Annotated in this window: 21 protein-coding genes and 1 other annotated feature; of the genes, 8 read left to right on the top strand and 13 right to left on the bottom strand. The window is 54.9% G+C overall.

Annotated elements, in window-relative coordinates:
- The first annotated feature begins 58 nt into the window (after window positions 1-58).
- Entirely contained in the window at window positions 59-409 is a 351-nt protein-coding gene (locus PT964_RS13590) for a toprim domain-containing protein (protein ID WP_274363900.1), read from the top strand.
- Window positions 410-416: 7 nt separating this feature from the next.
- Here PT964_RS13590 and PT964_RS13595 read toward each other — a convergent pair whose 3' ends face one another.
- Both PT964_RS13595 and cyoE read right to left on the bottom strand, forming a co-directional pair.
- Complete coding sequence (locus PT964_RS13595; protein ID WP_274363901.1) at window positions 417-1,025, bottom strand: SCO family protein; 609 nt, start codon at window positions 1,023-1,025, stop codon at window positions 417-419.
- A 22-nt stretch (window positions 1,026-1,047) separates the two neighbouring features.
- A complete protein-coding gene (gene cyoE, locus PT964_RS13600; RefSeq protein ID WP_274363902.1) occupies window positions 1,048-1,986 on the bottom strand; it encodes a heme o synthase in 939 nt (312 codons plus the stop codon).
- A 295-nt stretch (window positions 1,987-2,281) separates the two neighbouring features.
- Between cyoE and gerQ the strand changes: the two genes are divergently transcribed.
- From gerQ to PT964_RS13615, 3 genes are all read left to right on the top strand, one after another.
- On the top strand, window positions 2,282-2,749 hold the full coding sequence (gerQ, locus tag PT964_RS13605; protein WP_337995032.1) for a spore coat protein GerQ: 468 nt from the start codon (window positions 2,282-2,284) through the stop codon (window positions 2,747-2,749).
- A 140-nt stretch (window positions 2,750-2,889) separates the two neighbouring features.
- Window positions 2,890-3,873, top strand: a complete 984-nt coding sequence (locus PT964_RS13610) for a metal-dependent hydrolase (protein ID WP_274363903.1) — start codon at window positions 2,890-2,892, stop codon at window positions 3,871-3,873.
- A gap of 39 nt (window positions 3,874-3,912) precedes the next feature.
- The gene (locus PT964_RS13615; protein WP_274363904.1) at window positions 3,913-4,089 is read left to right on the top strand and encodes a DUF5325 family protein; all 177 of its coding nucleotides are present in this window, start codon (window positions 3,913-3,915) and stop codon (window positions 4,087-4,089) included.
- 43 nt (window positions 4,090-4,132) lie between these two features.
- On the opposite strand, the gene trpS is transcribed toward PT964_RS13615, so the two are convergent.
- Window positions 4,133-5,113 carry a tryptophan--tRNA ligase gene (trpS, locus tag PT964_RS13620; RefSeq protein ID WP_274363905.1) on the bottom strand — a complete coding sequence of 327 codons (981 nt, stop codon included), beginning with the start codon at window positions 5,111-5,113 and terminating at the stop codon, window positions 4,133-4,135.
- A gap of 49 nt (window positions 5,114-5,162) precedes the next feature.
- Window positions 5,163-5,391: a binding site (T-box leader), on the bottom strand.
- 143 nt (window positions 5,392-5,534) lie between these two features.
- Here trpS and PT964_RS13625 point away from each other — a divergent pair.
- Entirely contained in the window at window positions 5,535-5,762 is a 228-nt protein-coding gene (locus PT964_RS13625) for an alpha/beta-type small acid-soluble spore protein (protein WP_274363906.1), read from the top strand.
- Window positions 5,763-5,848: 86 nt separating this feature from the next.
- Here PT964_RS13625 and PT964_RS13630 read toward each other — a convergent pair whose 3' ends face one another.
- Window positions 5,849-6,070 (bottom strand): hypothetical protein, encoded by a 222-nt coding sequence (locus tag PT964_RS13630; protein WP_274363907.1) that lies wholly within the window; start codon window positions 6,068-6,070, stop codon window positions 5,849-5,851.
- Window positions 6,071-6,104: 34 nt separating this feature from the next.
- Window positions 6,105-7,877 carry a M3 family oligoendopeptidase gene (locus PT964_RS13635; protein ID WP_274363908.1) on the bottom strand — a complete coding sequence of 591 codons (1,773 nt, stop codon included), beginning with the start codon at window positions 7,875-7,877 and terminating at the stop codon, window positions 6,105-6,107.
- A 78-nt stretch (window positions 7,878-7,955) separates the two neighbouring features.
- Between PT964_RS13635 and PT964_RS13640 the strand changes: the two genes are divergently transcribed.
- Window positions 7,956-8,114 carry a YycC family protein gene (locus tag PT964_RS13640; RefSeq protein WP_274363909.1) on the top strand — a complete coding sequence of 53 codons (159 nt, stop codon included), beginning with the start codon at window positions 7,956-7,958 and terminating at the stop codon, window positions 8,112-8,114.
- Here the strand turns inward: PT964_RS13640 and PT964_RS13645 are convergent, their stop codons facing one another.
- The gene (locus tag PT964_RS13645; RefSeq protein ID WP_274363910.1) at window positions 8,115-8,822 is read right to left on the bottom strand and encodes a DUF2225 domain-containing protein; all 708 of its coding nucleotides are present in this window, start codon (window positions 8,820-8,822) and stop codon (window positions 8,115-8,117) included.
- 217 nt (window positions 8,823-9,039) lie between these two features.
- Here PT964_RS13645 and PT964_RS13650 point away from each other — a divergent pair, with 217 nt between their 5' ends.
- Together PT964_RS13650 and PT964_RS13655 are read left to right on the top strand one after the other, a co-directional pair.
- A complete protein-coding gene (locus PT964_RS13650) occupies window positions 9,040-10,278 on the top strand; it encodes a nucleoside recognition domain-containing protein (RefSeq protein ID WP_274363911.1) in 1,239 nt (412 codons plus the stop codon).
- 57 nt (window positions 10,279-10,335) lie between these two features.
- Window positions 10,336-11,142: an NAD kinase gene (locus tag PT964_RS13655; RefSeq protein ID WP_274363912.1), complete on the top strand. Its 807-nt coding sequence runs from the start codon at window positions 10,336-10,338 to the stop codon at window positions 11,140-11,142.
- 484 nt (window positions 11,143-11,626) lie between these two features.
- Here the strand turns inward: PT964_RS13655 and PT964_RS13660 are convergent, their stop codons facing one another.
- The 7 genes from PT964_RS13660 to PT964_RS13690 all read right to left on the bottom strand — a co-directional run bounded on the left by PT964_RS13660 (window position 11,627) and on the right by PT964_RS13690 (window position 25,239).
- A complete protein-coding gene (locus tag PT964_RS13660; RefSeq protein ID WP_274363913.1) occupies window positions 11,627-14,758 on the bottom strand; it encodes a beta-galactosidase in 3,132 nt (1,043 codons plus the stop codon).
- Window positions 14,755-16,074: a glycoside hydrolase family 125 protein gene (locus PT964_RS13665; RefSeq protein ID WP_274363914.1), complete on the bottom strand. Its 1,320-nt coding sequence runs from the start codon at window positions 16,072-16,074 to the stop codon at window positions 14,755-14,757. Before PT964_RS13665 ends, PT964_RS13660 begins: the two co-directional genes overlap by 4 nt.
- A gap of 59 nt (window positions 16,075-16,133) precedes the next feature.
- Window positions 16,134-19,247: an alpha-mannosidase gene (locus PT964_RS13670; protein ID WP_274363915.1), complete on the bottom strand. Its 3,114-nt coding sequence runs from the start codon at window positions 19,245-19,247 to the stop codon at window positions 16,134-16,136.
- A gap of 12 nt (window positions 19,248-19,259) precedes the next feature.
- A complete protein-coding gene (locus PT964_RS13675) occupies window positions 19,260-21,554 on the bottom strand; it encodes a glycoside hydrolase family 3 N-terminal domain-containing protein (RefSeq protein WP_274363916.1) in 2,295 nt (764 codons plus the stop codon).
- Window positions 21,555-21,728: 174 nt separating this feature from the next.
- Window positions 21,729-22,646, bottom strand: a complete 918-nt coding sequence (locus tag PT964_RS13680; RefSeq protein WP_274363917.1) for a carbohydrate ABC transporter permease — start codon at window positions 22,644-22,646, stop codon at window positions 21,729-21,731.
- Between the two features lie 30 nt (window positions 22,647-22,676).
- Window positions 22,677-23,615, bottom strand: coding sequence for an ABC transporter permease (locus tag PT964_RS13685; RefSeq protein WP_274363918.1), 939 nt, complete (start codon window positions 23,613-23,615; stop codon window positions 22,677-22,679).
- A 142-nt stretch (window positions 23,616-23,757) separates the two neighbouring features.
- The gene (locus PT964_RS13690; RefSeq protein WP_274363919.1) at window positions 23,758-25,239 is read right to left on the bottom strand and encodes an ABC transporter substrate-binding protein; all 1,482 of its coding nucleotides are present in this window, start codon (window positions 25,237-25,239) and stop codon (window positions 23,758-23,760) included.
- Between the last annotated feature and the right edge of the window lie 68 nt (window positions 25,240-25,307).

Here is a 25,307-nt window from a genome sequence, read left to right on the forward strand (position 1 = left end):
TGATCAACGGCGAATTGTCCCTTTGTTTGACGCACACATCAGCGGAGGTTCTACATCCATGGATTTTGTCATTATCGTGGAAGGAAAAAATGATAAGAGCAGGCTTTCAAAGCTATTAATCAAGGACATCCCGATCTTCTGCACGTTCGGAACGCCCGGAACGAAAAAAATTCAGCAGCTTGTCAAAGAAGTCGGACACCGGGACGTGTTTATATTTACAGACAACGACGCCTCCGGCAAACGAATCCGAAGCTTGCTCCGAGACGCATTCCCCGATGCGGAGCAGCTATATACCAAATCCGGCTATGCCGGAGTAGAAGGAACGCCTGACGAGCATCTGATCAAACAATTGGAAAAGGCCGGGCTCGAGGAATACATCGTGTACCCCGAGCCCGACCTTTTGACCTGATTGATTATTATTTCGCTAGCCGCAGTACGTCCTTGGCGATCGTGTCCTCGTTCAAATCGTCGGACATGAAAATTTGTCTGATTTGATTGTTTTGATCGATCAGCGTGATCGCGTTAATATGCATGAAATTTCCTTTGTCGTCCTTTAGAACGCTGATGCCGTAGCTTTGGGCAATATCCTTGACCTGCTGCTCGGTTCCCCGGAGAAACTTCCAGCCGTTCAAGTCGGCGCCGTAGCTTTCGGCGTATTTCTTCAACGATTCGGCCGTATCCCGCTCGGGGTCGAACGTCGTCTGCAAAATCATGGCCTTATCCCCGAATACCCCTTCCTGGACGAGTTTGTCCTGAACCCGGGACAGCGTATGCGTCGTCGTAGGACAAACGTCCGGACAGTTCGCGAAGAAGAAATACAGCAGCCTTACTTTCCCCTTCGTGCTGTCGAGCGAAACCGCGTTCCCGTCGATATCCGTCAGCTCGAAGCCGGCCGCTTCCTTAATAACAGGCAGCTGTTCCTCTTTCCCCCCGCCCAAATAAACATAGGCGACAGCCCCAAGAAGCAGTACCGAAACGGCGAGCATCGTCACCTTATACCATTGTTTTCTCCAAAAACCGTTCATCCAGCCATGTCCCCTCTCCGCCTTACGCCCATAGCCCGGATGTATCGACCACTAGCAGCAAGAACACGAACGTCAAGTAATATAACGAATATTTAAAAGACCGCATCGCCCAAACCTGATCCCGATCATGAGTAAACAGGCCCTTGATGCACTGAACGGTCCACAGCGTCAGCAATACGATCCCGCCGACAAGAAAGATCGGACCGACATAATCCAGCGTATAAAGCAATACAGTCGTCGGATAAAGCGCAATGAGATACGGGATCATTTGCCACTTTGTCCGCTTCACGCCTTTCACTACCGGGAGCAGCGGATAGCCGGCAGTGCGGTATTCCTCCACTCTGCGAATTCCAAGCGCCCAGAAATGCGGCGGCTGCCAGAAGAAGAGCAGGCCGAACAGCAGCCAAGCGCCGATGTCTACGGATTCCGTAACGGCACAATATCCGATCACGGGCGGAACCGCGCCGGAGATGCCTCCGATGGAGGTGCTCCAGGTCGAGGAACGCTTCAGCCAAGCCGTATAAATGATGACATACGCCACATGCCCGATAATGCCGAGCAAGGCGGTAAGCGGATTGACGAGAAAATATAAAACCGCGATGCCGGCCAATCCGAGTACGGTTGCGTATATAATCGCATCCTTCAATTTCACTTTCTTTAACGGAATCGCCCGTTGTTTCGTGCGTTCCATCTTCATGTCGTGTTCGCGGTCGAGCACGTTGTTGAAGGCGCACCCCGAGCCCATAACAAGCGCGGTTCCGATGAGCATAAAAATAAAGGCAGCCCAGTCGATTTCCCACCGGGAGGCAACCCAAAAGCCGCCGACCGCCGGAATCAAATTGGAAGCGAGCATTCTCGGCTTCGTCAGCATGAAGAAGTCCTTCCAAGTGGCACGCAAGGTAACAGCTGCAGCTTCTGCTGTTTGTTCGGCCGGCGTTTGGTATGTTAGTGAATTATTCATCGTTGGCAGTGCCATCCTCCTCGCCAGACTTATATATATCCTGATCATAGCTGTGATTAAAATCATTTTTAATCATACCGGAGCGGCACTGCTTTGACAACAAGATGGGACCGCCGTTCAACAATTTGTCGGTTTTGCTCGGACTTGCACGATTCAGGCGGATGCCTAATACATTAATTATGTAAAATTTTTGCCTTTCAGCCGCCGTTTCATACGGAAGAAGACGGAAGGCATCGGTTAGATCCAGACGAACGAGTAGAAAGGAATGTGAACTGAGCACATGGAATCCCAACAAATGATGTTTAGCGGAAAAGGGGCGGTACAGGGCGCCGGAACGATGCCGGCTTATCCTGCCTTTCCGGCTTATCCGCAGGCTGCTCCTATGTCGTACCCGATGGCGATGGCCGCTCATGCCCCGGGTATGGTCGCCGGCGCGGCGGCGCCGATGATGCCCGCCCAATTTCCCGGCGCCCCCGGATTTTCCACACTGCCCGCGGCGGAAGAGTCGTATATCGAGAACATACTGCGCCTCAATCTCGGCAAAGTAGCTACCATTTATATGACCTTCGAAAACAACTCGCAGTGGAACGCCAAAATATTTAGAGGCCGTTTGGAAGCGGCGGGCCGCGATCATATTATTATCAGCGATCCGCAGACGGGACTGCGGTATTTGCTTCTGATGGTAAACCTCGACTACATTACGTTCGAGCAAGAGCTCAATTACGATTACCCTTCGGTATCTCCGTTCCCGACCGGACGCTAAAGTTATGCCGAAAAGTATGCCGAAAGCCCCTTCCTTGCCGGGATAGGGCTTTCGTTTCTTCATGAAACGGTTGTGGTAAGATCATAATAGGGGAACGGCCGAAAGATCATGCTTATTGCTACAAGGAGGTTACCTTTCGAATGGATACCGGTACCCATTTTGCCATCGGATTCGGTTTAGCCGGTCTTTCGCAAATCGATCCGTCCGTTACCGCCGACCCTTGGACAACCACTGCCGTCATGATCGGCGTCGTGGCCGGCTCCCAGGCGCCCGATTTTGATACGCTGCTGCGGTTTAAGGGCAACGCCGCGTATGTCCGCAATCACCGGGGCGTTTCGCATTCGATACCATTCTGGTTGATTTGGACGGCGCTGATCGGCGGAATTTTATGGGCTTGCCTGCCTCAGGCTTCCATTGCTCCCGTGGTGAAATGGGTGTTTGCAGCGGTGCTGCTCCATGTTTTTACCGATCTGTTCAACGCGTACGGGACACAAGCGCTTAAACCGTTTACGAACCGCTGGATCGCTTGGAATATTATCCATATATTCGATCCGTTCATTTTCGGAGCGCATGTGGTCGCCATTATCATTTGGTTGTCGGGTGAAGCCCCGCCCGCCGTCGTGTTTCCGACGCTGTACCTGCTCATTGCACTGTATTACGTCTTAAGGACGGTCCAACACGCGCGGCTCGAACGGAAATTGCCCCTACGCGACAGTGCGCACCGAAGCGGCGACCGCTATACCGCCATTCCTACAGTCAATGTAAACGCATGGAACATTGTAAAGCGGACGGCTCGAGGGAGCTTTGTCACAGGCGAATGGAAGGATGGCCGGCTGACTTGGTACGACGAGCTGATCTGCTCCGCGCACCCTGCCGTGGAAGCGTCCAAAAAGCATCCGGACGTCTGTGCCTTTCTTTCCTTCAGCTCCTATGCGTGCGCAACGGTTGATGAATACGATTGGGGATACGAAGTGCGGTGGATTGATGCAAGATACCGCTACCGGAAGCAATACCCGTTTCTGGCCGTTGTAAGAATGGACCGCGGCATGCGGGTTGTAGACAGCTATGTCGGCTGGATCAGCGACGAAAAGCTGGAACGGCGCCTCGGCACCGGCACGGGGTGAACCGGCCGTTCGTTTATTTTCATTAGGAGGACGCACGATATGAATAAACCGATGTCTCTGCTGTTTGCAGTTGCGGGCATCGCCTGCTTGATTGCCGCAGGCGCTGCCCTCAGCTACATGAAGCCCTTGTGGGCTCTGTTTTTTTTCGTACTTAGCTTTGCCGTAACCGGGTTCGGTATGGCCGTGAAACGCCGGCTTACCAAAAAAGGCGAATAAGCGGCGCGATACACGACACCCGATACTCGTTAGATGTTACACGTTACATAACGAAGCCCATACGCTCCATTGCTTTCGCAAGCGTGACATCCGCGACGGACGCCGCCTTCTCGGCGCCTTTCTTAAGGAGGGTGTGCAGCTCTCCGGAAGCGCGGATGTCCCGGTATTTGGTTTGAATCGGCTCGAGGACGGCTACGACCGCTTCGGCCAAATCTTTCTTGAACGCCCCGTAGCCTTGCCCCTCATATCTTGACTCCAATTCGGAAATCGGCGTCTTCGCAAAGATGGAATATATTTCGAGAAGGTTGCTGATTTCCGGTTTGTTCGCCGGGTCGTATCTGATTTCCCGCCCGGAGTCCGTCGCCGCGCGGGCGAATTTTTTCCGGATGACGTCCGGCTCGTCAAGCATCGAAATATAACCCCCCGGATTCGGATCGCTCTTGCTCATCTTCTTCTTGGCGTCCTGCAGCGACATGATGCGTTTGCCCACCTCGGTAATATGCGGGTCCGGAATAACGAACGTCTCGCCGAACCGATGATTGAACCGCGCGCCGACGTCTCTCGTCAGCTCCAAGTGCTGCTTCTGATCCTCTCCCACCGGAACGAGATCGGCGTTGTACAGCAGCACGTCCGCCGCCATTAACGACGGATAAACGAATAATCCCGCGCCTACCGATTCCTTCCCTGCCGATTTGTCTTTAAACTGCGTCATCCGCTCCAATTCGCCCATTCCCGTGAGGGTCGTTATCATCCACCCTAGCATCGCATGGGCGCGCACGTGAGACTGGATGAACAAGGTAGCCTTCTCGGGATCGATACCGGAGGCGAGATAGATCGCGGCGAGCGACTCCGTCTGCTCTCTGAGCTTCGCCGGATCCTGCGGCACGGTGATCGCATGCAGATCGACAATCATAAAATAGCAATCGTAATGTTCTTGCATTTCGACGAATTGGCGGATCGCCCCGATATAATTGCCGATAGTAAGAATGCCGCTCGGCTGAATTCCCGATAACACTTTTTTCATCTTATTTTCCTCCTGTTTCCGATTTGAAAAACAAAAAGGCCCCCCGTCCGCAAGGGACGAGAAGCCGTGGTGCCACCCTATTTCGTTGGACATGCATAGTTCCAACCTTAGATCCCGATAACGGGGGAAACCGCGTCACCTAGCCGCCGCGTCTGAAACGCGCGGTTCGGATTCGAACTCGGGGACCCATTCCCTCGGCTTCAAGGACCGGCTTGCACCAGCCGCCGGCTCTCTGCTCCTTGAACATACCGGGTACTTATTCCCGTCAACGTTGCTACCGATTTTGATTTTTATCATTTTATCAGAGCCTCTCGTGCGGCGCAAGCTTCACTTCGCCTCCCTTTGGTCTAAATTACCAATTGGTATGATGCGTAATATGAACAATATTGCTCATAATACATTTCACAGGGAGGTGATATAAATGGCACGAGGTCAATCCAGAAGCAGCAACGTTTTGGTAGTACCGCAAGCGGACTCCGCTTTGGACCAATTGAAGTATGAGGTGGCTCAGGAGCTGGGCATTCAAACACCGAATGACGGCTACTGGGGTTACATGGCTACCCGCGACACAGGTGCGATCGGGGGTCATATCACACGCCGCCTGGTACAAATCGCCGAGCAACAATTGGCTGGTCAATTCAACCGCTAATTGGCATTCACACTCTCAATAAGCTTACGGAAAAGGTGACTATTTCTTAATAGTCACTTTTTTTGTAGGCTTAAGGCGTCTATGCGCTATTTGCTCATCTCATCCTTCAATACTTGCTGCAGCACCGAAAGAGGTATATCGAGGGCTGTGTGAACATCCCATAAAGAGCTGTTCGGGCGCTCCCTGACGTAGGTGCGAACCTTGCTGTAAATCTCGTTATACCAGCGAGTACATTCCTGGCAGTGGTCTGATTTCTCCTTAAGAAACAACGTGCCGCAGCGCGGGCAATTTTCCAATGCCGCCATCATAAATCCCCCCCTCCCTCTTTCGGTGCTCGAGCCGTTACAGAGCGATGAACGCTTCGATATCCTTCTTCAGCATATCGATCGACGCTTGCCAGAAATCCGGCTTTGTCAGGTCTACGCCCAGATGCTTATTCGCAAGCTCCTCCACCGTCATGCTGCCCGTATCCCGCAGCAAAGCGATATACTTCTCTTCAAAGCCCTTGCCTTCGCTTGCCGCGCGCGCATATATGCCCGAGCTGAACAAGAAGCCGAACGTATACGGGAAATTATAAAAAGGCACGTCGGTAATATAAAAATGCAGCTTCGACGCCCAAAAATGCGGGTGATACGATTGCAGGCCATCGCGATACGCGTTTCTTTGCGCGTCGACCATCAGCTCGTTCAAGCGCTCGATGCTGACGGAGCCTTGCTTTCTTTCTTCGTAAAAGTTCGTTTCGAAGATGAACCGGGCATGAATATTCATCATGAACGCGACAGTGCGCTGAATTTTATCGTCCAGCAGCGCCAGCTTTTCGTCGCGGGTTTTCGCCGCGCGAATCGCTGCGTCCGAAACGACCATTTCGGCGAAGGTGGACGCCGTTTCCGCAACGTTCGAAGCGTAATTTTGCGCCAGCTCCGGCATGTCGTCCATTACATACTGATGAAATGCGTGTCCGAGCTCGTGCGCCAACGTAGACACGTTATTCATCGTGCCTTCATAGGTCATGAAGATGCGGGTTTGCTTCTTGATCGGGAACGACGTGCAAAAGCCGCCCGGACGCTTGTCGTCACGGTCCTCGGCTTCGATCCAACGCTCGCGGAACGCCATTTCCGCAAATTCGGCGAGCTTCGGTCCGAACCCGCGAAACTGTTCGATGATCAGTTCCGCACCCTCGTCGTACGAAAGCTTGCTGCTGCTGTTTCCTACCGGGGCATCCACATCGTGCCATGCCAGCTTCTCGATGCCGAGCAGCTCCGCCTTTTTCCGGAAATAATCAAGCAGCGGCTCTTTATTGCGGTCGATCGTATCCCACATCGCATGCAGCGTCTCCGGCGACATCCGGTTCATGTCGAGCGGCTCCTTATGGATGGAATCCCATCCCCGATGCTTGTATACCTGCAGACGGAAACCGCCCAAGTGATTCAATGCGGCGGCCGCGAAATCGGCGGAGCCCGCCCAAGCCTCTTCCCAGTCGGCAAATACTTTCTCGCGAACGTCGCGGGAAGGGTGGTGCAATTTATTGAACGCTTGACCGGCGGACAATTGAACGGTCTTGCCGTCCTCTTCATACGGAACCTTCAGCAGCGCTACGGTCGTGTCGTAAAGCTCGCTCCATCCGTGATACCCGTCGACCGCCACGTCGCCCAGCAGCGATTCCATCTCCGGCGGCATCTTCTCAAGCGCCCGTCTGCGGGCTTCCGTTAACGGGAACGCAATCGGGGCGAACGCTTCATGCGCCATATAAGCGTTCCACTGCTCTTCGGGAACGCTCTTTATGAGCTGATCGAAGCGGGTCAAGTGGGATTCGTATTCGGCCGCGAGCACTCTTACTTTGCCGGAAAGCGCGACCGCTTTTTTATCCTTCTGGTTTTGCGCGGCGAGGCATTCGGCGAACGCGTAGGATTCTTTCAGCCTGGATCCGATGCTTTGCAGCTTGGAGACAACGGCCGACAGACTGTCGATCGAGAGCTCCTTCGTTTCGCGAATATGTACGCCGAATTGCTCGATATCGCCCTGAAGCGAGGCAAGGAATGCGCCGAATTCCTTCGATTCGCTTCCTCCCGGAAAAATTGCGTCCATATCCCAAGTTTGCGGCAGGCTTTGCGGCATATAGGTTTGGCTCCTTTCGAAAACACTGATCTTATTGTAAGCTTAAATATATCATGTTTTCGAAGGGAATGGTACAAAATGCCTCCATTACGCATATCGCCGGAAACCGCCGTCAAGCTGGCGGAGAAGCTGAAGGTGCCGCTCGAGCATCTGATGCATATGCCGCAGCATATATTAATGGCGAAGCTTGCGGAGCTTGCCAAAGAAGACAAAAAAGAAGAGCGCGAGGAAGAGTGATCAGCTTCCTGCGCTCTTTAATTCTTCCGGCAATTCCAGTTGCTCCCTGAGCATATCCTCCCGCGTTTGCGCCCAGCCTTCCCGGCATGCGCGTATCATGCCGGCGTCCATAATCCGCTTGTCGTTAATGACGCGGCCGAACCACTTGATCGCATCCGCATAATCCTTCAGCCTGCGGTGAAGCTCCCCGATCAGGAACATCAGCCTCGCATTGTTGAGCTCCAGGCCCTCCGTTTCGTAGACCTTAATATAAGCCTCAAGCGCGAAGCGTAAAAATTTATCTTCCGATTGTTTATTCCCTTCCTCCCGGTAAAGCCACGCGATATGGTGCAAAATGCCCGCTACGACGCGCTCCCGCTCCCCGGCAATTTGGGAGCATACAAGCGCCAATTTATAAGTAAATTTCGCGTCGTCCGCCGTTCTTGTTTTTCCGTAATCGCGATACGCCCAGCCTGAGCCGATTTTTTGACGGAAATGCTCCCGCTGGCGTTCGGTCAGCTTTTGCGAGAAATTTTCCGTCGAGGCAAATCCGCAGAACGGGCAAACGCGCACAACGTAATATTCCGGGTTAACGCTTCCGGGCTTGAAGTGCATGCAGAAGTCGCTGTCCGTCCGGATTGATTTTTTGAAGCTGGGACGAACTTTGGACGTTGAAAACACTTTGCCGCACTGTGCGCAATCGACGTTAATCTGGTAAAGGGGTTCCATGCGCAATTCCTCCGTTATGCCTGCTTATCGCGATGATCCGATTCAATTATGTAGGTCTATTATACCAGTGGTATAGGAAAAAATCACCGATTTTCTTCCCTGAAAATGGAGCGGCGCAGCGACGCCGGTCATTAGCCGGGCGGGACGGGCATATAATGTGCAAGGCTCGTCTTTTGAATTTCCTTGACACTAGACACGAAACGGGTGTGGCGAAAGAATGGGATATCGTAGAAGGGGAACGCCGTGGCTGGCCTATATCGCGGTCATCACCGCTTTGCTGATCTTGTTGTTTCCGATGGATAGCTTCCGAGCGGCCGTTCAGGGCGTGGCCATATGGTGGGACGTGCTTTTTCCCGCGCTGTTTCCGTTCTTTGTCGTTTCGGAGCTGATGCTCGGCTTCGGCATCGTTCACTTTTTCGGAACGCTGCTCGACCCGATGATGCGGCCGGTGTTTCGGGTGCCGGGGCCGGGAGGATTTGTCATGGCGATGGGCTTCGCTTCCGGTTATCCGGTAGGCGCCCGCTTAACGTCGCAGCTGTGGGACGCGAAGCTTGTAAACCGGGAGGAAAGCGAACGGCTTGCCGCCTTCACCACGACGTCCGATCCGATCTTCCTCATCGGGGCCGTATCGATCGGATTTTTCCATAACGCCGCGCTTGCCCCGGTGCTGGCCGTCGCCCACTATGGAGGTGCCGTCGCCCTCGGCTTATTGATGAGGTATTGGGGCGGCAATTCCGCGCCTTTTGCGGTTGCGGCATCCGGGGTGGAGGAAGGCCGCCGGCCCGGGGGCTCGATTTGGCGCAGAGCGTTCGCTGCGATGCACCAGGCCCGAATGCAGGACGGCCGATCGCTCGGCACGCTGCTTAGGGAAGGCGTTCAGACCGGCATCCGTCTCATTATTGTGGTCGGCGGGTTGGTCGTCTTTTTTTCCGTCGTCATTAAAGTATTGACGCTTGCCGGCGTTGTGTCGGTCATCCAGAGCATGGTCGGTTTCATCCTGTCTCTCTTCGGCATATCGGCGCCGCTTTCCGCCGCCATCGTCAACGGGTTTTTCGAGGTTACGCTGGGGGCGAAAAGCGCAGGCGCCCCGTTCCCCGGCGCCCAGCTTCAAGCGCAAGCCGCGGTTGCCGCGTTTATTTTATCCTGGGCGGGACTTTCGGTTCATGCACAGTCCATGAGCTTAATGCATCATATGCCGGTCCGATATTCCTCGTTCGTGCTGGCGCGGCTCGTTCATGCGTTCATTTCGGCGTTCATCGCCTTTTTCGCTTGGGATGCCTTATTGCCGGCGGAAGGGGTTTGGCTTCCGGACGGTGCCTCGGTTTCCGGTTGGGAAGCTTTCCGCGTCTTCGCTCCGCTGTCGGCGACGCTGTTTATCGGCACGATCTTCCTCATTCCCGTTCTGTTTATCGTATATACGGCGGTCCGCCCGCTCTGGAAGCTTATCTCTCGTTGAGTTCCTCGCACAGTTCCGTTATGATGTTTACAGTAATGGGACTTGTGGAGGTGCGCCTTGAAATACTTCGTGCTAGACCGCGGCGACAGCTTGTCCAAAGCGCTCGCGGAGCAGTTCACCGGGCTTATGGCTTCATACGGACTTGAGCTTAATCGCAGCGAGCCCGATGTGGTCGTATCCATCGGCGGCGACGGTACGCTGCTGCATGCGTTTCATATGTTCAAAGAGAGGCTGGATTCGATCGCCTTCGTAGGAATTCATACCGGGCATTTGGGCTTCTATGCGGATTGGAATGCGGACGAAATTGAAGAGCTGGCGGCGTTGATGGCTGCTGGAGACCCGCTGCAGGATAAGATCGTCAAATATCCGCTCGTGAAAATCGAGCTTACGACTCCTGCGGGTGTGGAAACGTTCCTTGCGTTGAATGAATTTACGTTGAAGGGAACCGACGCGACGCTCGTCGCGCAGCTCAATATTAACGGCGCCGCCTTCGAAATGTTCCGAGGGGACGGCATTTGCATCTCCACCCCTTCGGGCAGTACGGCGTATAACAAAAGCTTGGGCGGCGCGCTTATACATCCTTCGCTGGAAGCGCTCCAGATTGCCGAAATCGCATCGATCAACAATCGGGTGTATCGGACGGTCGGGTCGTCGTTAATATTGCCGAAGCATCATTATTGCGATATCGTGCCGCGCCGGGAGCAGAAGGTCGTGCTGAACGTCGACCATCTGGTGGTGCCGCATACTTCCGTCTTGAATGTCAGAAGCATGGTCGCCGAGCGGAAGGTGAAATTTGCCCGCTACCGGCCGTTTCCGTTCTGGAACCGGGTCAGGGAAGCGTTCGTCGGGGACGATATCAATTAGCGCCTGTTGCAGGGCGCTTTTTTTTGTTGGGGTGTGTGGGAGGGTTTACTTATTCGGGGCATTCCCCCAGTTTCGAACGATTGCTCCATGTCGATCCGTGCGGCTTTTCCTTTATGGAAAAATCCTGTTTATATTGTGTTGTTGTTTTGTCATAATCTCTTTGTTTTTAACCCTATCCCGTCTTTTTTGGCAAAACTGTGTTTACAAGGTGTATCCCGGACGACAGTTTATGTACATACTTTTGCCATAAGTTCGTGGACGTCGCTGAATTCGGCTATTTTATAGCAATCACGCAACAATTTATAAACACACCCCGTAATATGCCCAACCAATAAACCAGCTCCCTCTGTATGAAATCTTAGCACCAAAATGTGTTACTAACCCTCCTCCTTTCCCGCCGCACGATACATAAAGCAAACTACCCCACTCCGAGCACAAAATAAAAAGCCCGCCGAGTGCGTGCTCGGCGGGCGTATAAGGACAACTATGCGATTGTTGCATCGATCGCCACATCGTTCGGGCGGTACACGGCGGTAACGCCGCCCTTCCGATCCGCAGCGAACAGGACGGAACGCTCCTTCTCGAGCTTGAACGTATACACGGCCCCGGTTTCGCTGTCCTTCACTTCCACGGTCGTGTCGAAAGCGAACTCCGATACGAAGATGAACAGCGAACCGTCGGCGAAGCTGAGCTTGCGCCCGTATACGCCGGGGAGCTCGCCGCCGCGAATCCACTCGAGCTCGTTCTTGCAGCCCGCAGCCGCCAGCGCGTACTCGTACAGCGCGGCAATCGGCTCGGTGCGGTCGTTCAGCTCGACCGGCAGCGGGCTCCAGATCAAGCGTCCCGCACCAAGCGGCACATTCACTACGGAGTCGGCGGCAGCCCCACCTGCTGCGGCAACCGGAATCTCCTTGATCACCTCGGCGATGCGACGGTTTCCGTAAGAAACAGGAAGCACCTTCTCGCCGATCGCCAAGCCTTCTTCCCGGACCACATTGCTTAGCTCGCGCAGGCCGAGCTCGTCCGTAAGCCGCTCGGCATTTCGCCAATACGCGTCGATGCCGGCCGGACCGGTAACCAGCAATACGGCTCCCGTGCGCTTCGCGATGTCGACGAGCTTCGCGAACGCCTCGTCATCGACATTGTGCGCGCTCGGCAGGATGATGAGCTTGGCAGGGTCGCGCTCAAGCGGCTCCAGATGATATTCGCCGACCGCGCGGAACGGCACCTTCAGCTCGTAAGCGAGCACCCTCGTCAGCCGGGAGGTCGCTTCCACCGCAAACTTCCGGTTGGAGAAATCGTTGGAGTACGGGAACACGACCGCTACATCTTCCAGCTTCCGGCCCCGGAACAGGTCGCGAATCTCCCCCATGAACCGGCCGAAATCATAGGAGACGTCCGCCTCCGGCTTCTCCGTGCCGTCGGCCCGCAGCGCCCCGATGTGCGATTCGTTGGCATTATCCATGTAGAAGTTCGTGTTCCAAATCCACTGCACCGCACCCGCGCCCCCGGTCGAGAACGCATAGGCGTACTTGCGCTCCAGCATGCTCCGCAATTCAGCCTCCGTACGCTTCGCCCGGCCTTCCGGCGTCTCGACGTACATAATGCCTGTCTCTTGGATGAGGTTCGGCTTGTCGTGGGTTTTGGCGAAAATGCCGTCCCACACGAGCTGGTCGTTCAGCCACCAGGAGTGCACCGTCGTATAGTCCACCGCTTCGGCGTAGAAGAACGGGGACGGACGCTGCGCTCCGAGTCCTTCGTCCTGCCCGACCGTGACGAGATGGTTCGGGCATTCGTCCTTGATCGCGTCGTACAGCTCTCTTGCCCAGCGGTTATGCATCTCCATCGAGAAGAGCACATAATCGAGCCAGCGCGTTCCGGTTTTGCCCGAGTGCATGTCCTGCACGTCGAAATTGATCTCGCCGGGCTCCGGCGGCTTGGCGGCTTCGAAGCTCGGAAGCTGCGCCGGCGTCATATTCCACTTCTCCTGCAGCAGCTCGATGGAGCCGTGCCGCTTCTTCAGCCACTCCGAGAACGCCGCCTGCTCGAACCGGTCACGGCTCGATCTCGGACCGCTCGAGAAAATGCGCTCCGGATCGAACATGGACGGCTCGTTGATCAAGTCCCAATCCACGTTCGCGGTATTCCGGTGCCGGGAAACGATCGAGCGGACGAACCGTTTCTGCGCTTCCACGCTGCGCGGGTCGAGGAACGGGTTTTCGCCCTCCCACGTCTCCGGCGTGAAGGAGAAAAACGTAAACGTCACTTGCAGGTTATGCTTCTTCGCCGTCATGAAGAAAGCGTCGATCGATCTCAGCACTTCCTCGGACGCGTGTCCGTCCACCTGCATTATGTTTCGGTACGCCGTCCAAATGCCGGTGCGGATCCAGTTGATGCCCGCCTTGCTCATCTGCTCCATATCGCGATCCCACACGGCAGCGTTCGGCAAGAACAAAAATTTGCGGGCAACGTCCGACGTCATATACGTCATGCCGACGACCGGCAGCGGACGGCCGTCCTTCTCGAAGTAGTCTCTGCCGCTCTTCACGGGAGTTCCCTCGGAAAGCAGCTTCGCATCATGCCCCCAGAAGCCTTGCCGAAGTATGCGAACTTCGCCGCCGGCAGCCTCGGCCCGGCATACGACGCGGTAATATCCGCTCGTAATCTCAAGCGGTACCGGCAATCGGATATGCTTCCATTGCGCGGTCACGATTTCCGTTGCTTGATGCGACCATACCTGCGCCGCGTCGCCTTCCTTTTCTACCGTCACGTCGAACGTCCATTGCTCCCCCGAAGCGGCCGAAGCAGCCGAAACGCCGCGTCCGAGCCCTTGCATTTGCAGCGTCAGCATCGGTCGCTCGCCCGCTTCATAGGAAGCGTAATTCGGCTTCAGCCACAGCTCGGTCACGCCGCAGGCGCAAAACTCGGCCCACGTCTGCAGCGCATCCGCTCCGCCGCCTTGCCAGAACGCATCCGTTAGCGGCTGATTGACCAGCAGCCAGCGTCCGCCGGCAAAATCGCCTTTCGTGTTTTCCCAAAGCACGACAGGCGCCGCCACCTCGCGGCCCTCCGCTGAACGGCCCTTCAGCAGCGCATAAATATGAGCGTCCATCGGACCGGCCGAGCCCATCTGATGCGGCAGATCGCTGCTTTTCGTCACATGCGGCACCAAATTCCAAGTGTGCTCCACCGTAAACAGCGCCTCTGCGCCTGCAAATAGCGGCACATCGTCCGACGCAGCCAGCTCCGCTATCGGAGCCTTATCTACCGGAAGCGTCTCGTGAATGCGCAGTTGGCGGTGATAAGCGGTTTGCTCCGCTTCAACGTGCCAGACGCCGCCTTCGCGGCGCACCGGGCGCTTAAACGGCGCGCCGCCGACGCTGACCAAGCCTCCGCCCTTCTTTAAGAAAGCAACAATCTCTTCCCAAGCATTCTTAGGAAAATAAGGCGAATGCAAATTCACAAAGCAGCCGCCGTCGGCAGCGCGCAGCGCTTCCGCCAAACCGTCCGCGCTGCAGACGACACCCGCTCTTTCCAGCGCTTCCGCATAACCGCCGGCAAGCTCCGCAGCGGCGGGAAAGCTCGGATCGTAAAAAACTATCGTCTTTGCGTTCATAGGATCCCTTCTTTCATCGCGCGATACACGAGCAGCGAGAACAAGCTGTTGGACCATGCGAACCATTTGCGCGTAAAGATCGTCGGGTCGTCCGCATGGAAGCCTTCATGCATGAAGCCGGTGTCGGCGTCCGTCGCCTCCAGCATCGCGATCATCTCGAGCTTCTCTTCCTTGCTAATGGCAGTCAACCCTTGCATGGACAACGCCATATGCCAAATATAATCCGGCGGCGTATGCGGGCTGCCGATGCCGCGAGCGGCTTTGCCTTCGTAGTAGAACGGATTTTGTTTGCTGAGCGCGAACCTTCTCGTGTTTTGGTAAATCGGATCGTCCGCGGTCGTATACTCCAGGTAAGGAATCGACATCAGACCCGGCGTGCCGGCATCGTCCATCAAGCAATAGTTTCCGAAGCCGTCCGTCTCGTAAGCGTAAATCGGACCGAATTCCGGATGGCGGTAAATGCCGTACAGCTTGATCCCGTGATCCACATCCGCTTCCAGCGCCGCAAGCTCTTGTACCAGATCCATGTCGCGGAACACCCATTCCGCAAATTCGCGCATCTGGCGGAGCGTGACGACCGCAAACATGTTGGACGGAATGTTGTAATGGAAATCGCAGGCGTCGTCGCTCGGACGGAAGCCCGACCAGATCATGCCCGTATAATTCACCGGCATGCCCAAGCCGTTATTGCGCAGCGAGTCGGTCGGAATGCCGTTGTTGCGCGTGAACCGGTACGGCGATTTCTCGAAGTGGTGCTGCTCCGTCTTCCACAAGTCCACCACTTTACGGATGGCGGCCTTGAAGTTCGAGTCGAAAATGTCCGTAAGCTCGGTTTCCTTCCAGTAACGATAAGCAAGCCTCATCGAGAAGCAGATCGAGTCGAGCTCGAATTTCCGCTCCCACACCCACGGCGACATGTCGGTTTCATCCGATGCGTTCCAATGCCAGTCGTTCGCCGTTTCGTTGAACGCGTTGGCGTAAGGATCGATATGAATGTACGAAATGTGCTTCTTGATCAGTCCGCCGATAATCCGCTGCAAATCGGCGTCATCCTTCGCGAACGGCACATATTGGATGACCTGCTCGACCGAATCGCGAAGCCACATGGCGGGAATATCGCCGGTAATGACGAACGTCGTGCCGTCGTCCAGCAGCTTCGTCGTCGTCTCCAGCGTGTTCGGGAAACAGTTTTTAAACAGCCGAAGCAGCTTCGGGCGGTGGGCCAGCTTTTGCTCCGCCTCTTCGAGCACCTCATTAACGGCACGCGGAAGCTCCAGCTTCGGCATTGGGATTTTGGGCAGTCTGAATTGTTCCATTGTATTCGTTCTCCTCCATCATGAAAAAGGTTACTCTCGATGCAATACAGCTTTTTCTACTACAAGAAGAGCTTGACCGATTTGATTTCAAAAGGTCTAAAGTCGAGCGACAGCGCTCCGTCAACCGGTTCCGCTTCGCTCAGCGCCTCTTCCAACGCGTTCACATAGACGGCCTTGCTAAAGCGGAACGGCCAGCGCAAGGAGGCTTTCCCCCGTCCTCCCGACGATTCGTAGAAGCGAAGCACAATGCCGTCCCCGTCTTCCGCCGGCTTCACCGCATCCAGAACGACATGCTCGCTCTCCAGCCCGATCAGCGACTGCGCGCTCGGCAATGCGCCGGCGGCGGATTCCCCGGCCACGACAGCGGCAGGATGATTCAGCTCCATCCCTTTGCGGACGACATGGGCGCTTCTCCAGTCGCCTTCATGCGGGTACAGAGAGTACGTGAACTCGTGCTCGCCGATATCGGCCGTAACGTCCGGCCATCTCGGCGCTCGGAGCAGCGACAGGCGAAGCGTGCCGTCCTTCACGTCATAGCCGTACTTGCAATCGTTCAGCAGGCTGACGCCGTAGCCGCCTTCGGACAAATCCGCCCAGCGGTGGCCGCATACCTCGTATTGCGCTTGCTCCCAGCTCGTATTCCGGTGGGTCGGACGCTCCAGAGCGCCGAACGGAATTTCGTACGCCGCTTTGCTCGTTACGACATCGACGGGGAACGCGGCCTTCAGCAGCTTGTGCGTCTCGTTCCATTGCACCTTCGTCTTGAAATCCACTCGGCGATCGTTCCGGTACAGAACGATGTCCTGGGTAACCGTCGACTCGTTCAGCCTCCATGTAAACCGAAGCACATCCTTCGTACGTCCTTTCAGCACCACCTTGCTGTCGATTAACTCGACGAAACCCGCAGGCTGCTGCTCGTACCGCGAATCGATATCCCAAGCGTCCCAGTACGTAGGCCGGTCGTGGAACAGCTGAAGCTCGTTCGCCTTCTCTCCGGGCTTCAGAAGCTCTCGTTCCGCCGCCTTATCGAACCATCGGACGATTTCGCCGGACGCATTGAACTCGAGCAAATAATTTCCCGTTTCCCACGTGCTCGGCACTTTGGCGCTCCGGTCGTCAGCGGCTGAAGCCGTTCCTCCTGCCTGACGCACCCAAACCGTCTTATACCCGAACGCCGGAATGGACGGAACGCGCACCGACAATTCGATTTGCGTCGGATCATCGCCGCAGGCGGCGGCGTCGCTGTCGAGCGCGGCGCCCGTTTCGTCATAGACGGCCGCACCGGTCAGTTCGGCGCCGCCGGAAATGGCGACGACTTCATCCCGCTCCCATCCGAGGCTGTTGAACACGATGTAAGGCGTTCCTTCGCCTTGCGTATCGATGTGCCGGACCAGCGGTTGCAGCCCCGCGTTCAGACTTTCTTCGCCCAGCGCGAAAATCCGCTCATACTCCCGATCCGACGTTTCGTACACTTCCGGAATCGAGGTGCCCGGAATAATGTCGTGGAACTGGTTGAGCAGTATGAGCTTCCAGCCTTCGTGAAGCGATTGTTGCGCTTGTGCGAACTGCTGCGTACCGGCATATGGCTGCGCAAGGCTGTTCCATATTTCGGCCTCCCGATACAGCACCTCCGCCTTGCGATTATTTCTTTTATTCCAGGCGTGCGTCGTATAGGTTCCGCGGTGCAGCTCCAAATACAGGTCGCCGTGCCATTTCGGCAAGCTGCGGCTCCGCTCGCTTACGGAAGCGAAAAATTGCGCGGCGGTGCTGAATTTCGCGGCAGGCAAGCCCGGCAGCACCTCGGAGCGGCGGACGAGCTCGACCATTTCCCTTGTCACGCCGCCGCCGCCGTCGCCGTGCCCGTAAAGCAGCATTTGTTCGTCGTGGCGGTCCTTTTGGCGATAAGACTCCCAGTGCTCGTGAACGTCCTTCGGCTTCGTATGCTCGTTCAAGCCGTGGTTCAAGAACGACAGGATCGAGGTTCCGTCGATGCCGACCCAATGGAACAAATCGTACGGGAACACGTTCGTGTCGTTCCAATTGAGCTTGGACGTCATGAAATACTCGATGCCGCCGTGCTTCAAAATTTGCGGCAGCGACGCGCAATACCCGAACGTATCGGGCAGCCACTCGATGTTCGAGCGTTTGCCGAATTGTTCCATATAGAAACGTTGGCCGTACAGCATTTGCCGGATTAACGATTCGCCGCTCGGCATATTCAAATCCGGCTCGACCCACATGCCGCCGACCAGCTCCCAGCGGCCTTCGGCGACTCTTTCTTTGATTTTCTCGTAAAGCTCCGGATAATGCTCTTTCGCGAACGCATAGAGCTGCGGCTGGCTTTGCGAGTAAACGAAGTCCGGGTACTCCTCCATCAGCGTGTTCATAGTGGAGAACGTACGGCTTGTCTTGCGCACCGTTTCCCGAACCGGCCATAGCCACGCGACGTCGATATGCGATTGGCCGACCATGTGCATAACGGTATCCGGCGGCGGAACGATGTCCCTCACTTTATCAAGCAGCGCCTGCTCCACGGAACCAAGCCATTCCGCGTCCTTTGCCCGCCGCTCGAGTTCCCCCGTCACCGAATCCATCGTCTCTTCCAGCGCGCCGACAAGCTTTGCGCGCTTCGCGTCGTTCTCCGGCAGCAGCTTGACCGCGTCGTAAAGAACAGACACGGTGTACCATAAGCTTTCCACCGGCCGGTTAACCCGCACGAGCTTGGCGCGAATGCTGCGAATCGGCGGCTGCTGCACCGCTTGGCGGTTTAACGGATCGACCGGCTCCGGAATCGGATCGTACAGCTCGATTTCGATGAGCGGCCTCGCGCCGACCTTAGCCGGATCAAGCGGGACGAACTGGTGATTGCGGTCGACGCCGTGATACGGCGTTCCGTTCACTCGCACAAGCCCCTCTCCTCCGGCTTCGAAAACAAAACCGACGGGCTCCGAGCCCCATTCCGATGGAATCTCAAGCTCCCGTTTCAAGAAATATGTGGTACCGTGCGTGCTGTTCAGCGGGTCCAAACCAATCGCTTCGTCCCGGTCCGGTTCGAACTCGTACTTGCCGGGCACGATATATTTCGCCCGCTTTACTTTCCAATCGGGGAGCTCTCTCGCCTCAGACCATCGTCTGTCGTTCAAATCCGTCAAAAATCTGCCGATCCGAATCATGTCGTCTCTCCTTTATCGCACAGTAAGGCTGGCGCTCATCGTATCTTCGCTATGTCTTCCTACCAAGATGCGAAACTCCCCCGGTTCGACGACCGGCTTATAGTCTTTGCCGATCATCTGCAGCTGCTCCGGCCCGACGGCGAACGAAACGGTCGTCTCCTCGCCCGGCTGCAGAAACACCTTCTTAAAGCCTTTCAGCTCTTTACCCGCACGCGTTACCGTACTGACGACATCGGATATATAAAGCTGTACAACCTCGGCGCCGGCAATGCTGCCCGTATTTTTCACTCTCACGCTCACGCGCGCCTCCCCGTCCGCCGGAATCGTCTCAGGGGAGACGGAAAGCTCCGAATAAGCGAACTCGGTATAGCTTAGCCCGTATCCGAACGGATATGCGGGCTTCAAATCCATCTCCAAATACCGCTTGCCTCTCGACCGTTTGCCGTTATAGAAGACCGGCAGCTGGCCTACGTGCTTCGGAATCGAAACCGTCAATCGGCCCGAGGGGTTAACGTCTCCGAATATAATATCGGCGAGCGCGTTGCCGCCTTCCTGGCCCGGGTACCACGCCTCCAATATCGCATGCGCGTGCTCGTCGATCCAAGGCTCCGCCACAGGCCGTCCGTTAATATACACGACGACGACCGGTTTGCCGAGCTTGTAAATTTCCTGTGCCAGCTCGAGCTGGACTCCCGCGAGCTGCAAGCTCACCCGGTCGATGCCTTCCCCGCACTCCATATCGCTCCACGATTCGCCTGATACGACCGACGCGCCGGTCCGCAAATCGATGGTGCCTTCGCCGAAGTCGCGTGCGCTGGAACCGCCGAGCGCCAGTACGACGACATCCGCTTTCTCCGCACAAGCTAAAGCGCGTTCAAACCCTTCCTTGGAATCCCCGCGAATTCGGCAGCCCGGCGCGTACTGCACGCGGTCCGCAGCCGAAGCTCCCAGCTTCGACTTGATGCCGTCAAGCAGCGTAACGATCTTTTCTTTACTTTGCGGCGACGTATAATCGCCGAGCTGGTTGTAGTGTTGATCCGCGTTGGGGCCGATCACGGCGATCGTGCCGGCGTCCTTGCGCAAAGGAAGCGTTTGCTCTTCATTCTTGAGCAGCACGATGCCTTCTTGCGCCGCTTCTCTCGCAAGCGCAATATGCTCCTGACTGCCGATGACCGCCTCCGCCTTATCCGGGTCCACGTACGGATTTTCAAACAAGCCGAGCCGGAACTTGATCGATAAAATTCTGCGGACCGCCTCGTCCAATTCCGCCATAGACAAGCGCCCGTTCTGTAACGCCGACAGCAAATATTTGCGAAACATTTCGCCCGACATCTCCATATCGACGCCGGCGCTTACCGCCATCGCGGCCGCTTCCTCGCCGCTCGCCGCAACGTCGTGACCGTAAGCAAGCATATTGATCGCGCCGCAGTCCGTTATGACGAAGCCGTCGAAGCCCCACTCTTTGCGGAGCAAATCGTTCAATAAATACCCGTTCGAGGTGCACGGCACGCCGTCGATCTCGTTGTAAGCCGTCATCACCGACAAAGCGCCGGCTTCGACCGCTTTCTTGAACGGGTACAGGTCGACCTCGTGCAGCTCGCGCCAGCCCATGTGAACCGGTCCCGCGTTTCTTCCGCCCTCGGAGCTGCCGTACGCGACAAAGTGCTTAAGCGTTGCCATGACGCTGTCTTCGGCATCCAGGCTGTCGCCTTGCAGCCCTTGGACAGCCGCCACGCCCATCTCGCCGACAAGATACGGATCTTCCCCGAAGCATTCTTCGGTTCGTCCCCACCGCGGGTCCCTTACTACGTCAAGGACAGGGGAATAGGTTGCCGCCCCGCCTTGGCTTCTCGTTTCCGCCGCGATCGCCCGGCTTATCCGCCGAAACAGCTCCGTATTCCAAGTGCTGCCGACCGACAGAGGCACGGGGAATACCGTCGCTCCTATCGCCATATGTCCGTGCGAGCACTCCTCGCCGAACAAAATCGGGATCCCCAGACGTGAATTTTCGATGGCGAAGCGTTGAATTTCATTAACGGCCGCAGCGCCGTCCTTAGGAGACAGTCCGTTCTCCAGCGTCACCTGGGTCCAAGGGTCCGCCCGAAGTACGCCGTACAGCGAGCCGATGCCGCCTTCCTTCACCGCCTGCTTAAATTCCTCGGTAATTTGGACGCCGCCGTTTTCTTTTCGGTATGTGGGCCACCCGAAAGGCTGCACCAGTTGTCCGATTTTTTCTTCCGTCGTCATCAGCCCCAGCAGATGCTCCACCCTTTCGCGAGTGGGCTTGGATGCGTCTTTGTAACTCAAGGCGATCCCTCCGTAAAAGTTGATCCTAGCAATCCCTAGTAGTCTCTCATAGTTCTCATATTTCTCAAAGTTATCATAATTCTCTTGGTTTTCATTTTTCTCAATTTCTATGGTGCCCGGCGGCTCATGCAAAAAAAAAGGCCTTGATCACGGTTGATCAAGGCCTTAGGCGACTTATTCTTTCACCGCTCCGATCGTTAGACCCTGAATGAAATAACGTTGAAAGAAAGGATAAGCAAGCACAATCGGTCCGGTAGCCAGTACAACCATCGCCATACGGGACGTATCCTGCGGCAGCGATTGTAGGATTCCCATGCTGATCGAAGGATTGTTCGTATTTTGCAAAAGAAATGACATGCTGTTTTCAATACGCATCAGCATTGATTGTAACGGAACGAGGTCGGGATTATCAATATATAAAAGTGCGTTAAACCAGTCGTTCCAATATCCGAGCGTACTGAACAACCCGATAGTGGCGATGCCCGGAAGTGATAACGGCAATACAAGCGTCGTAAAAATTCTCAGCTCGCTCGCGCCGTCGATTTTCCCGGATTCGATAATCGCCTCCGGCACCGACGTAACAAAGAACGTTCTCATAATCATAATATAGAAGGCGTTAAGCGCCATCGGCAAAATGAGGGCCCAAAGCGTATCCTTCAGATGAAGAAACTGAGTGACGACAATATAAGTCGGAACGAGTCCGCCGTTGAAAAGCATCGTAAAGAAAGCGAAAAAGGAGAAGAAGTTGCGGTACTTAAAGCTTTTGCGCGATATGGCGTAAGCGTATAGCGTGATCAGCACCAGACTGATGATCGTACCGAGCACGGTGACCATAATCGTCACTCCGTAAGAACGAAGCAGCTGATCTCCCGTCTGTAAAATATATCTGTAAGCCTCAAGACTCCACTTCTCCGGAATGATTCGATAGCCGTTCTTCGCAAGCGTGCTTTCATCCGTCAATGAAATAATGATGACGAACAGGAAAGGAAATACGCACAAGAAGGCGAATAGCCCGGCTATGCAGTTGAACACTACATTCCAGATCGGGGTCAGCTCTTGGAAGTTGCGGCTTTTTTTCGCAGCGGCCAGCATAGCCCTTTTTCCCCCTTCAACTAGATGATATTAGAACAAAGCGTTGTCTTTATTGAATCTGCGGACAATATAGTTGGAAGTGATGACCAGAATGAAGCCGATTAACGATTGGTACAAGCCTGCGGCCGTGCTCATTCCGATCTCTCCTGTTGTTTTCAATCCTCGATATACGTACGTGTCTATGACGTTGGTTACGGAATACAATGTGCCGGAATCTCTCGGAACTTGATAGAACAGACCGAAGTCCGCATAAAAGATTTTCCCCACCGCAAGCAGCGTTAAGATCGTAATGAGCGGAGTCAACATCGGGATCGTAATATGTTTGATTTGCTGCCACTTGTTTGCACCGTCGATCATGGCCGCTTCATACAACGATCTGTCGATTCCCATGATCGCCGCCAAATAGACGACGCTGTTATAGCCGATCGTCTTCCAAAGATTGACGAACACTAGGATGTACGGCCAGTACTTAGGATCTGAGTACCACTGGAGCGGCTTCCACCCGAAAAATTCGCCGATTTGGTTAATCATCCCGCGATCGAAGCTCAAGAAGCTGAAGGCGAAATAGCCGACGATAACCCAAGAAAGGAAGTGCGGCAAAAACATGCCGGTTTGATAAAACTTCGCTAATTTTTTGTTGACGATTTCCGACAAAACGATTGCCATGGCCACGGACAAAACCGTGCCCAGCGCGATAAAGACCACATTATATAAAACGGTGTTGCGCGTAATGACGTAAGCATCGTTCGTGCTGAACAAAAATTTAAAGTTCTCAAAGCCGACCCACTTGCTGTTGATTATACTTGCAAAAAAGCCGTCTCTCGAATAACGATACTCCTTGAAAGCAATGACAACGCCGGCCATCGGCAAATAGGAGAAGAGGAGAAACCAGATCGTTGCAGGCAGCACAAACAGCAGCATGGCTTTGTTGGTGTTGATGTCTTTGAAAAATCGCCCTACGGCTTTCACGTTATCACTCCTCGCTCACATTTTCGTTACTGACCTTTTTTGCCGAAATCTAACGTTTTACAATCAAGTAATATACTGGCACGATTTCGGCAAAAAAAGATCAGGCGAATGTGGGATCACCCACACTCGCCCTCGCCTTTATTTAGTTCTGGGAAGCTCTCCACTCGTCAACCTGGCGTTGCGCTTCTTCGATAATTTTGTCCAAGCCGGCGGCTTTGAATTTCTCGATCGCTTTCGGCAAGTATACGTTCGGGTCAACCGTACCGGTCATAAGCGGCGCCCAGAACTCTTGTTGAACGTTCTGAACCGCTGCGATTTGCGTCGTCACCTTGGAAGTGTCGAAGTTGAAGCCAAGGAGCGGCGCCGGTTTGCCGGCTTCGTTAAACTTCTTGAACTCATCCCACTTCGTTTCCGGATCCGAAGGGTTCAAGTACGTGATCATGATGTTACCCAAGGAGAATGTCGGCATGTCGTAGTTTTTCGATTCCGGCAAGTTCTCCATGACATTGTCGCCGATCTTCTTGTAGTGAACGCCTTCGATACCGGAGTCAACCAAGTTGCGAAGGTACGGGTCGGTGTTCAGCAGGTTGAGAAACTTCATCGCTTCCTTCGGATGCTCGGAGTTCGCGGAGATCGCTTGCATCGAGCCCATAACGGACCAGTTGTAAATGATCGATTCGCTGGCCGGCGTAGAAACTACAGGGTAGCCGTAGCTTTGCGACCACAGGTTGTCCGCGAACGGTTGAGTCGCCGCGCGGTCTGTGAACCAAGTGCCTGCGGATTGCAGGTCGGACAGCGAGTTCATTGTTGCGGCTTCCGTCGGGATGTAGCCCGCTTGATAATATTTGTGCATCGTGTCGAGCGCTTGCTTCATTTCCGGCGTTTCTAGAATGTTGACCACTTTGTAGTCGTCCGTGCCGACTTTAACGGCCATCGGCATGTTTTCGATCAAATAGTCGTAAGGAACGTACGGCTTGAAGTTTTTGTCGACTGCGAACGGAGTCACATTCGGCTCTTTCTCTTTGATCGTCTTCATGAGAGGCTCAAGGCTCTCCATCGAATATACGTTGCTGATGTCCAAGTTGTACTTGTCGAGCAGCTGCTTGTTAAAGCGCCATACTTCTTGTGCCGGAAGCTCCTTGTTTGCCGGAACCCCGTAGTTTTTGCCGTCAACCTTGGAGCCTTCCAAGAAGGCCGGGTCAAGCGTTTCTACAATGCCTTTGCCTTCTTCCTTCAGAAGGTCGTCGATCGGATAGAATGCGCCTTTTCTTGCGTTCTCAACGTAATTGAAAGCCCAGGAGGCTGTGAACATAATATCCATCGGCTCGCCGGAAGCGGCCATAACTTGCATCTTCTGGTTGTAATCGCCCCAGTCGATTTGGTTCATCTTGACGGTAACGCCGATTTTTTCTTTCGTGTATTTGCTAACCTCAGCCATAACTTTATCAGTGTCTTTCTGCGGCGTACCGATCGTGTACCAAATCAGTTCTACCGGCTTTTCCGACGTTCCTTCGCCGCCGGCGGCTGTCTTATCGCCTGCTTTGCTGCCGCAAGCGCTGAGCACGAGCGATGCGGAAAGCATAAGCGTCAAAGACGCGACCAAGCCTTTTTTAAGCTTACTCATGTGGTGTCTCCCCTTTAATCTATATTGTTTATGTTTCGTCTTGCTATATACAGACTACCGCATGAAAA

The sequence above is a fragment of the Paenibacillus thermotolerans genome, assembly GCF_028745515.1.
GTDB classification, from domain to species: domain Bacteria; phylum Bacillota; class Bacilli; order Paenibacillales; family YIM-B00363; genus Paenibacillus_AE; species Paenibacillus_AE thermotolerans.

Coding starts and splice junctions, on each gene's coding strand:
- cyoE (WP_274363902.1), bottom strand. CDS start 1,986: ATGAATAATTCACTAACATACCAAACGCCGGCCGAACAAACAGCAGAA.
- PT964_RS13650 (WP_274363911.1), top strand. CDS start 9,040: ATGGGATATCGTAGAAGGGGAACGCCGTGGCTGGCCTATATCGCGGTC.
- PT964_RS13645 (WP_274363910.1), bottom strand. CDS start 8,822: ATGGAACCCCTTTACCAGATTAACGTCGATTGCGCACAGTGCGGCAAA.
- PT964_RS13680 (WP_274363917.1), bottom strand. CDS start 22,646: ATGCTGGCCGCTGCGAAAAAAAGCCGCAACTTCCAAGAGCTGACCCCG.
- PT964_RS13595 (WP_274363901.1), bottom strand. CDS start 1,025: ATGAACGGTTTTTGGAGAAAACAATGGTATAAGGTGACGATGCTCGCC.
- PT964_RS13665 (WP_274363914.1), bottom strand. CDS start 16,074: ATGGAACAATTCAGACTGCCCAAAATCCCAATGCCGAAGCTGGAGCTT.
- PT964_RS13635 (WP_274363908.1), bottom strand. CDS start 7,877: ATGCCGCAAAGCCTGCCGCAAACTTGGGATATGGACGCAATTTTTCCG.
- trpS (WP_274363905.1), bottom strand. CDS start 5,113: ATGAAAAAAGTGTTATCGGGAATTCAGCCGAGCGGCATTCTTACTATC.
- PT964_RS13640 (WP_274363909.1), top strand. CDS start 7,956: ATGCCTCCATTACGCATATCGCCGGAAACCGCCGTCAAGCTGGCGGAG.
- PT964_RS13670 (WP_274363915.1), bottom strand. CDS start 19,247: ATGATTCGGATCGGCAGATTTTTGACGGATTTGAACGACAGACGATGG.
- gerQ (WP_337995032.1), top strand. CDS start 2,282: ATGATGTTTAGCGGAAAAGGGGCGGTACAGGGCGCCGGAACGATGCCG.
- PT964_RS13610 (WP_274363903.1), top strand. CDS start 2,890: ATGGATACCGGTACCCATTTTGCCATCGGATTCGGTTTAGCCGGTCTT.
- PT964_RS13615 (WP_274363904.1), top strand. CDS start 3,913: ATGAATAAACCGATGTCTCTGCTGTTTGCAGTTGCGGGCATCGCCTGC.
- PT964_RS13690 (WP_274363919.1), bottom strand. CDS start 25,239: ATGAGTAAGCTTAAAAAAGGCTTGGTCGCGTCTTTGACGCTTATGCTT.
- PT964_RS13625 (WP_274363906.1), top strand. CDS start 5,535: ATGGCACGAGGTCAATCCAGAAGCAGCAACGTTTTGGTAGTACCGCAA.
- PT964_RS13630 (WP_274363907.1), bottom strand. CDS start 6,070: ATGATGGCGGCATTGGAAAATTGCCCGCGCTGCGGCACGTTGTTTCTT.
- PT964_RS13590 (WP_274363900.1), top strand. CDS start 59: ATGGATTTTGTCATTATCGTGGAAGGAAAAAATGATAAGAGCAGGCTT.
- PT964_RS13660 (WP_274363913.1), bottom strand. CDS start 14,758: ATGAACGCAAAGACGATAGTTTTTTACGATCCGAGCTTTCCCGCCGCT.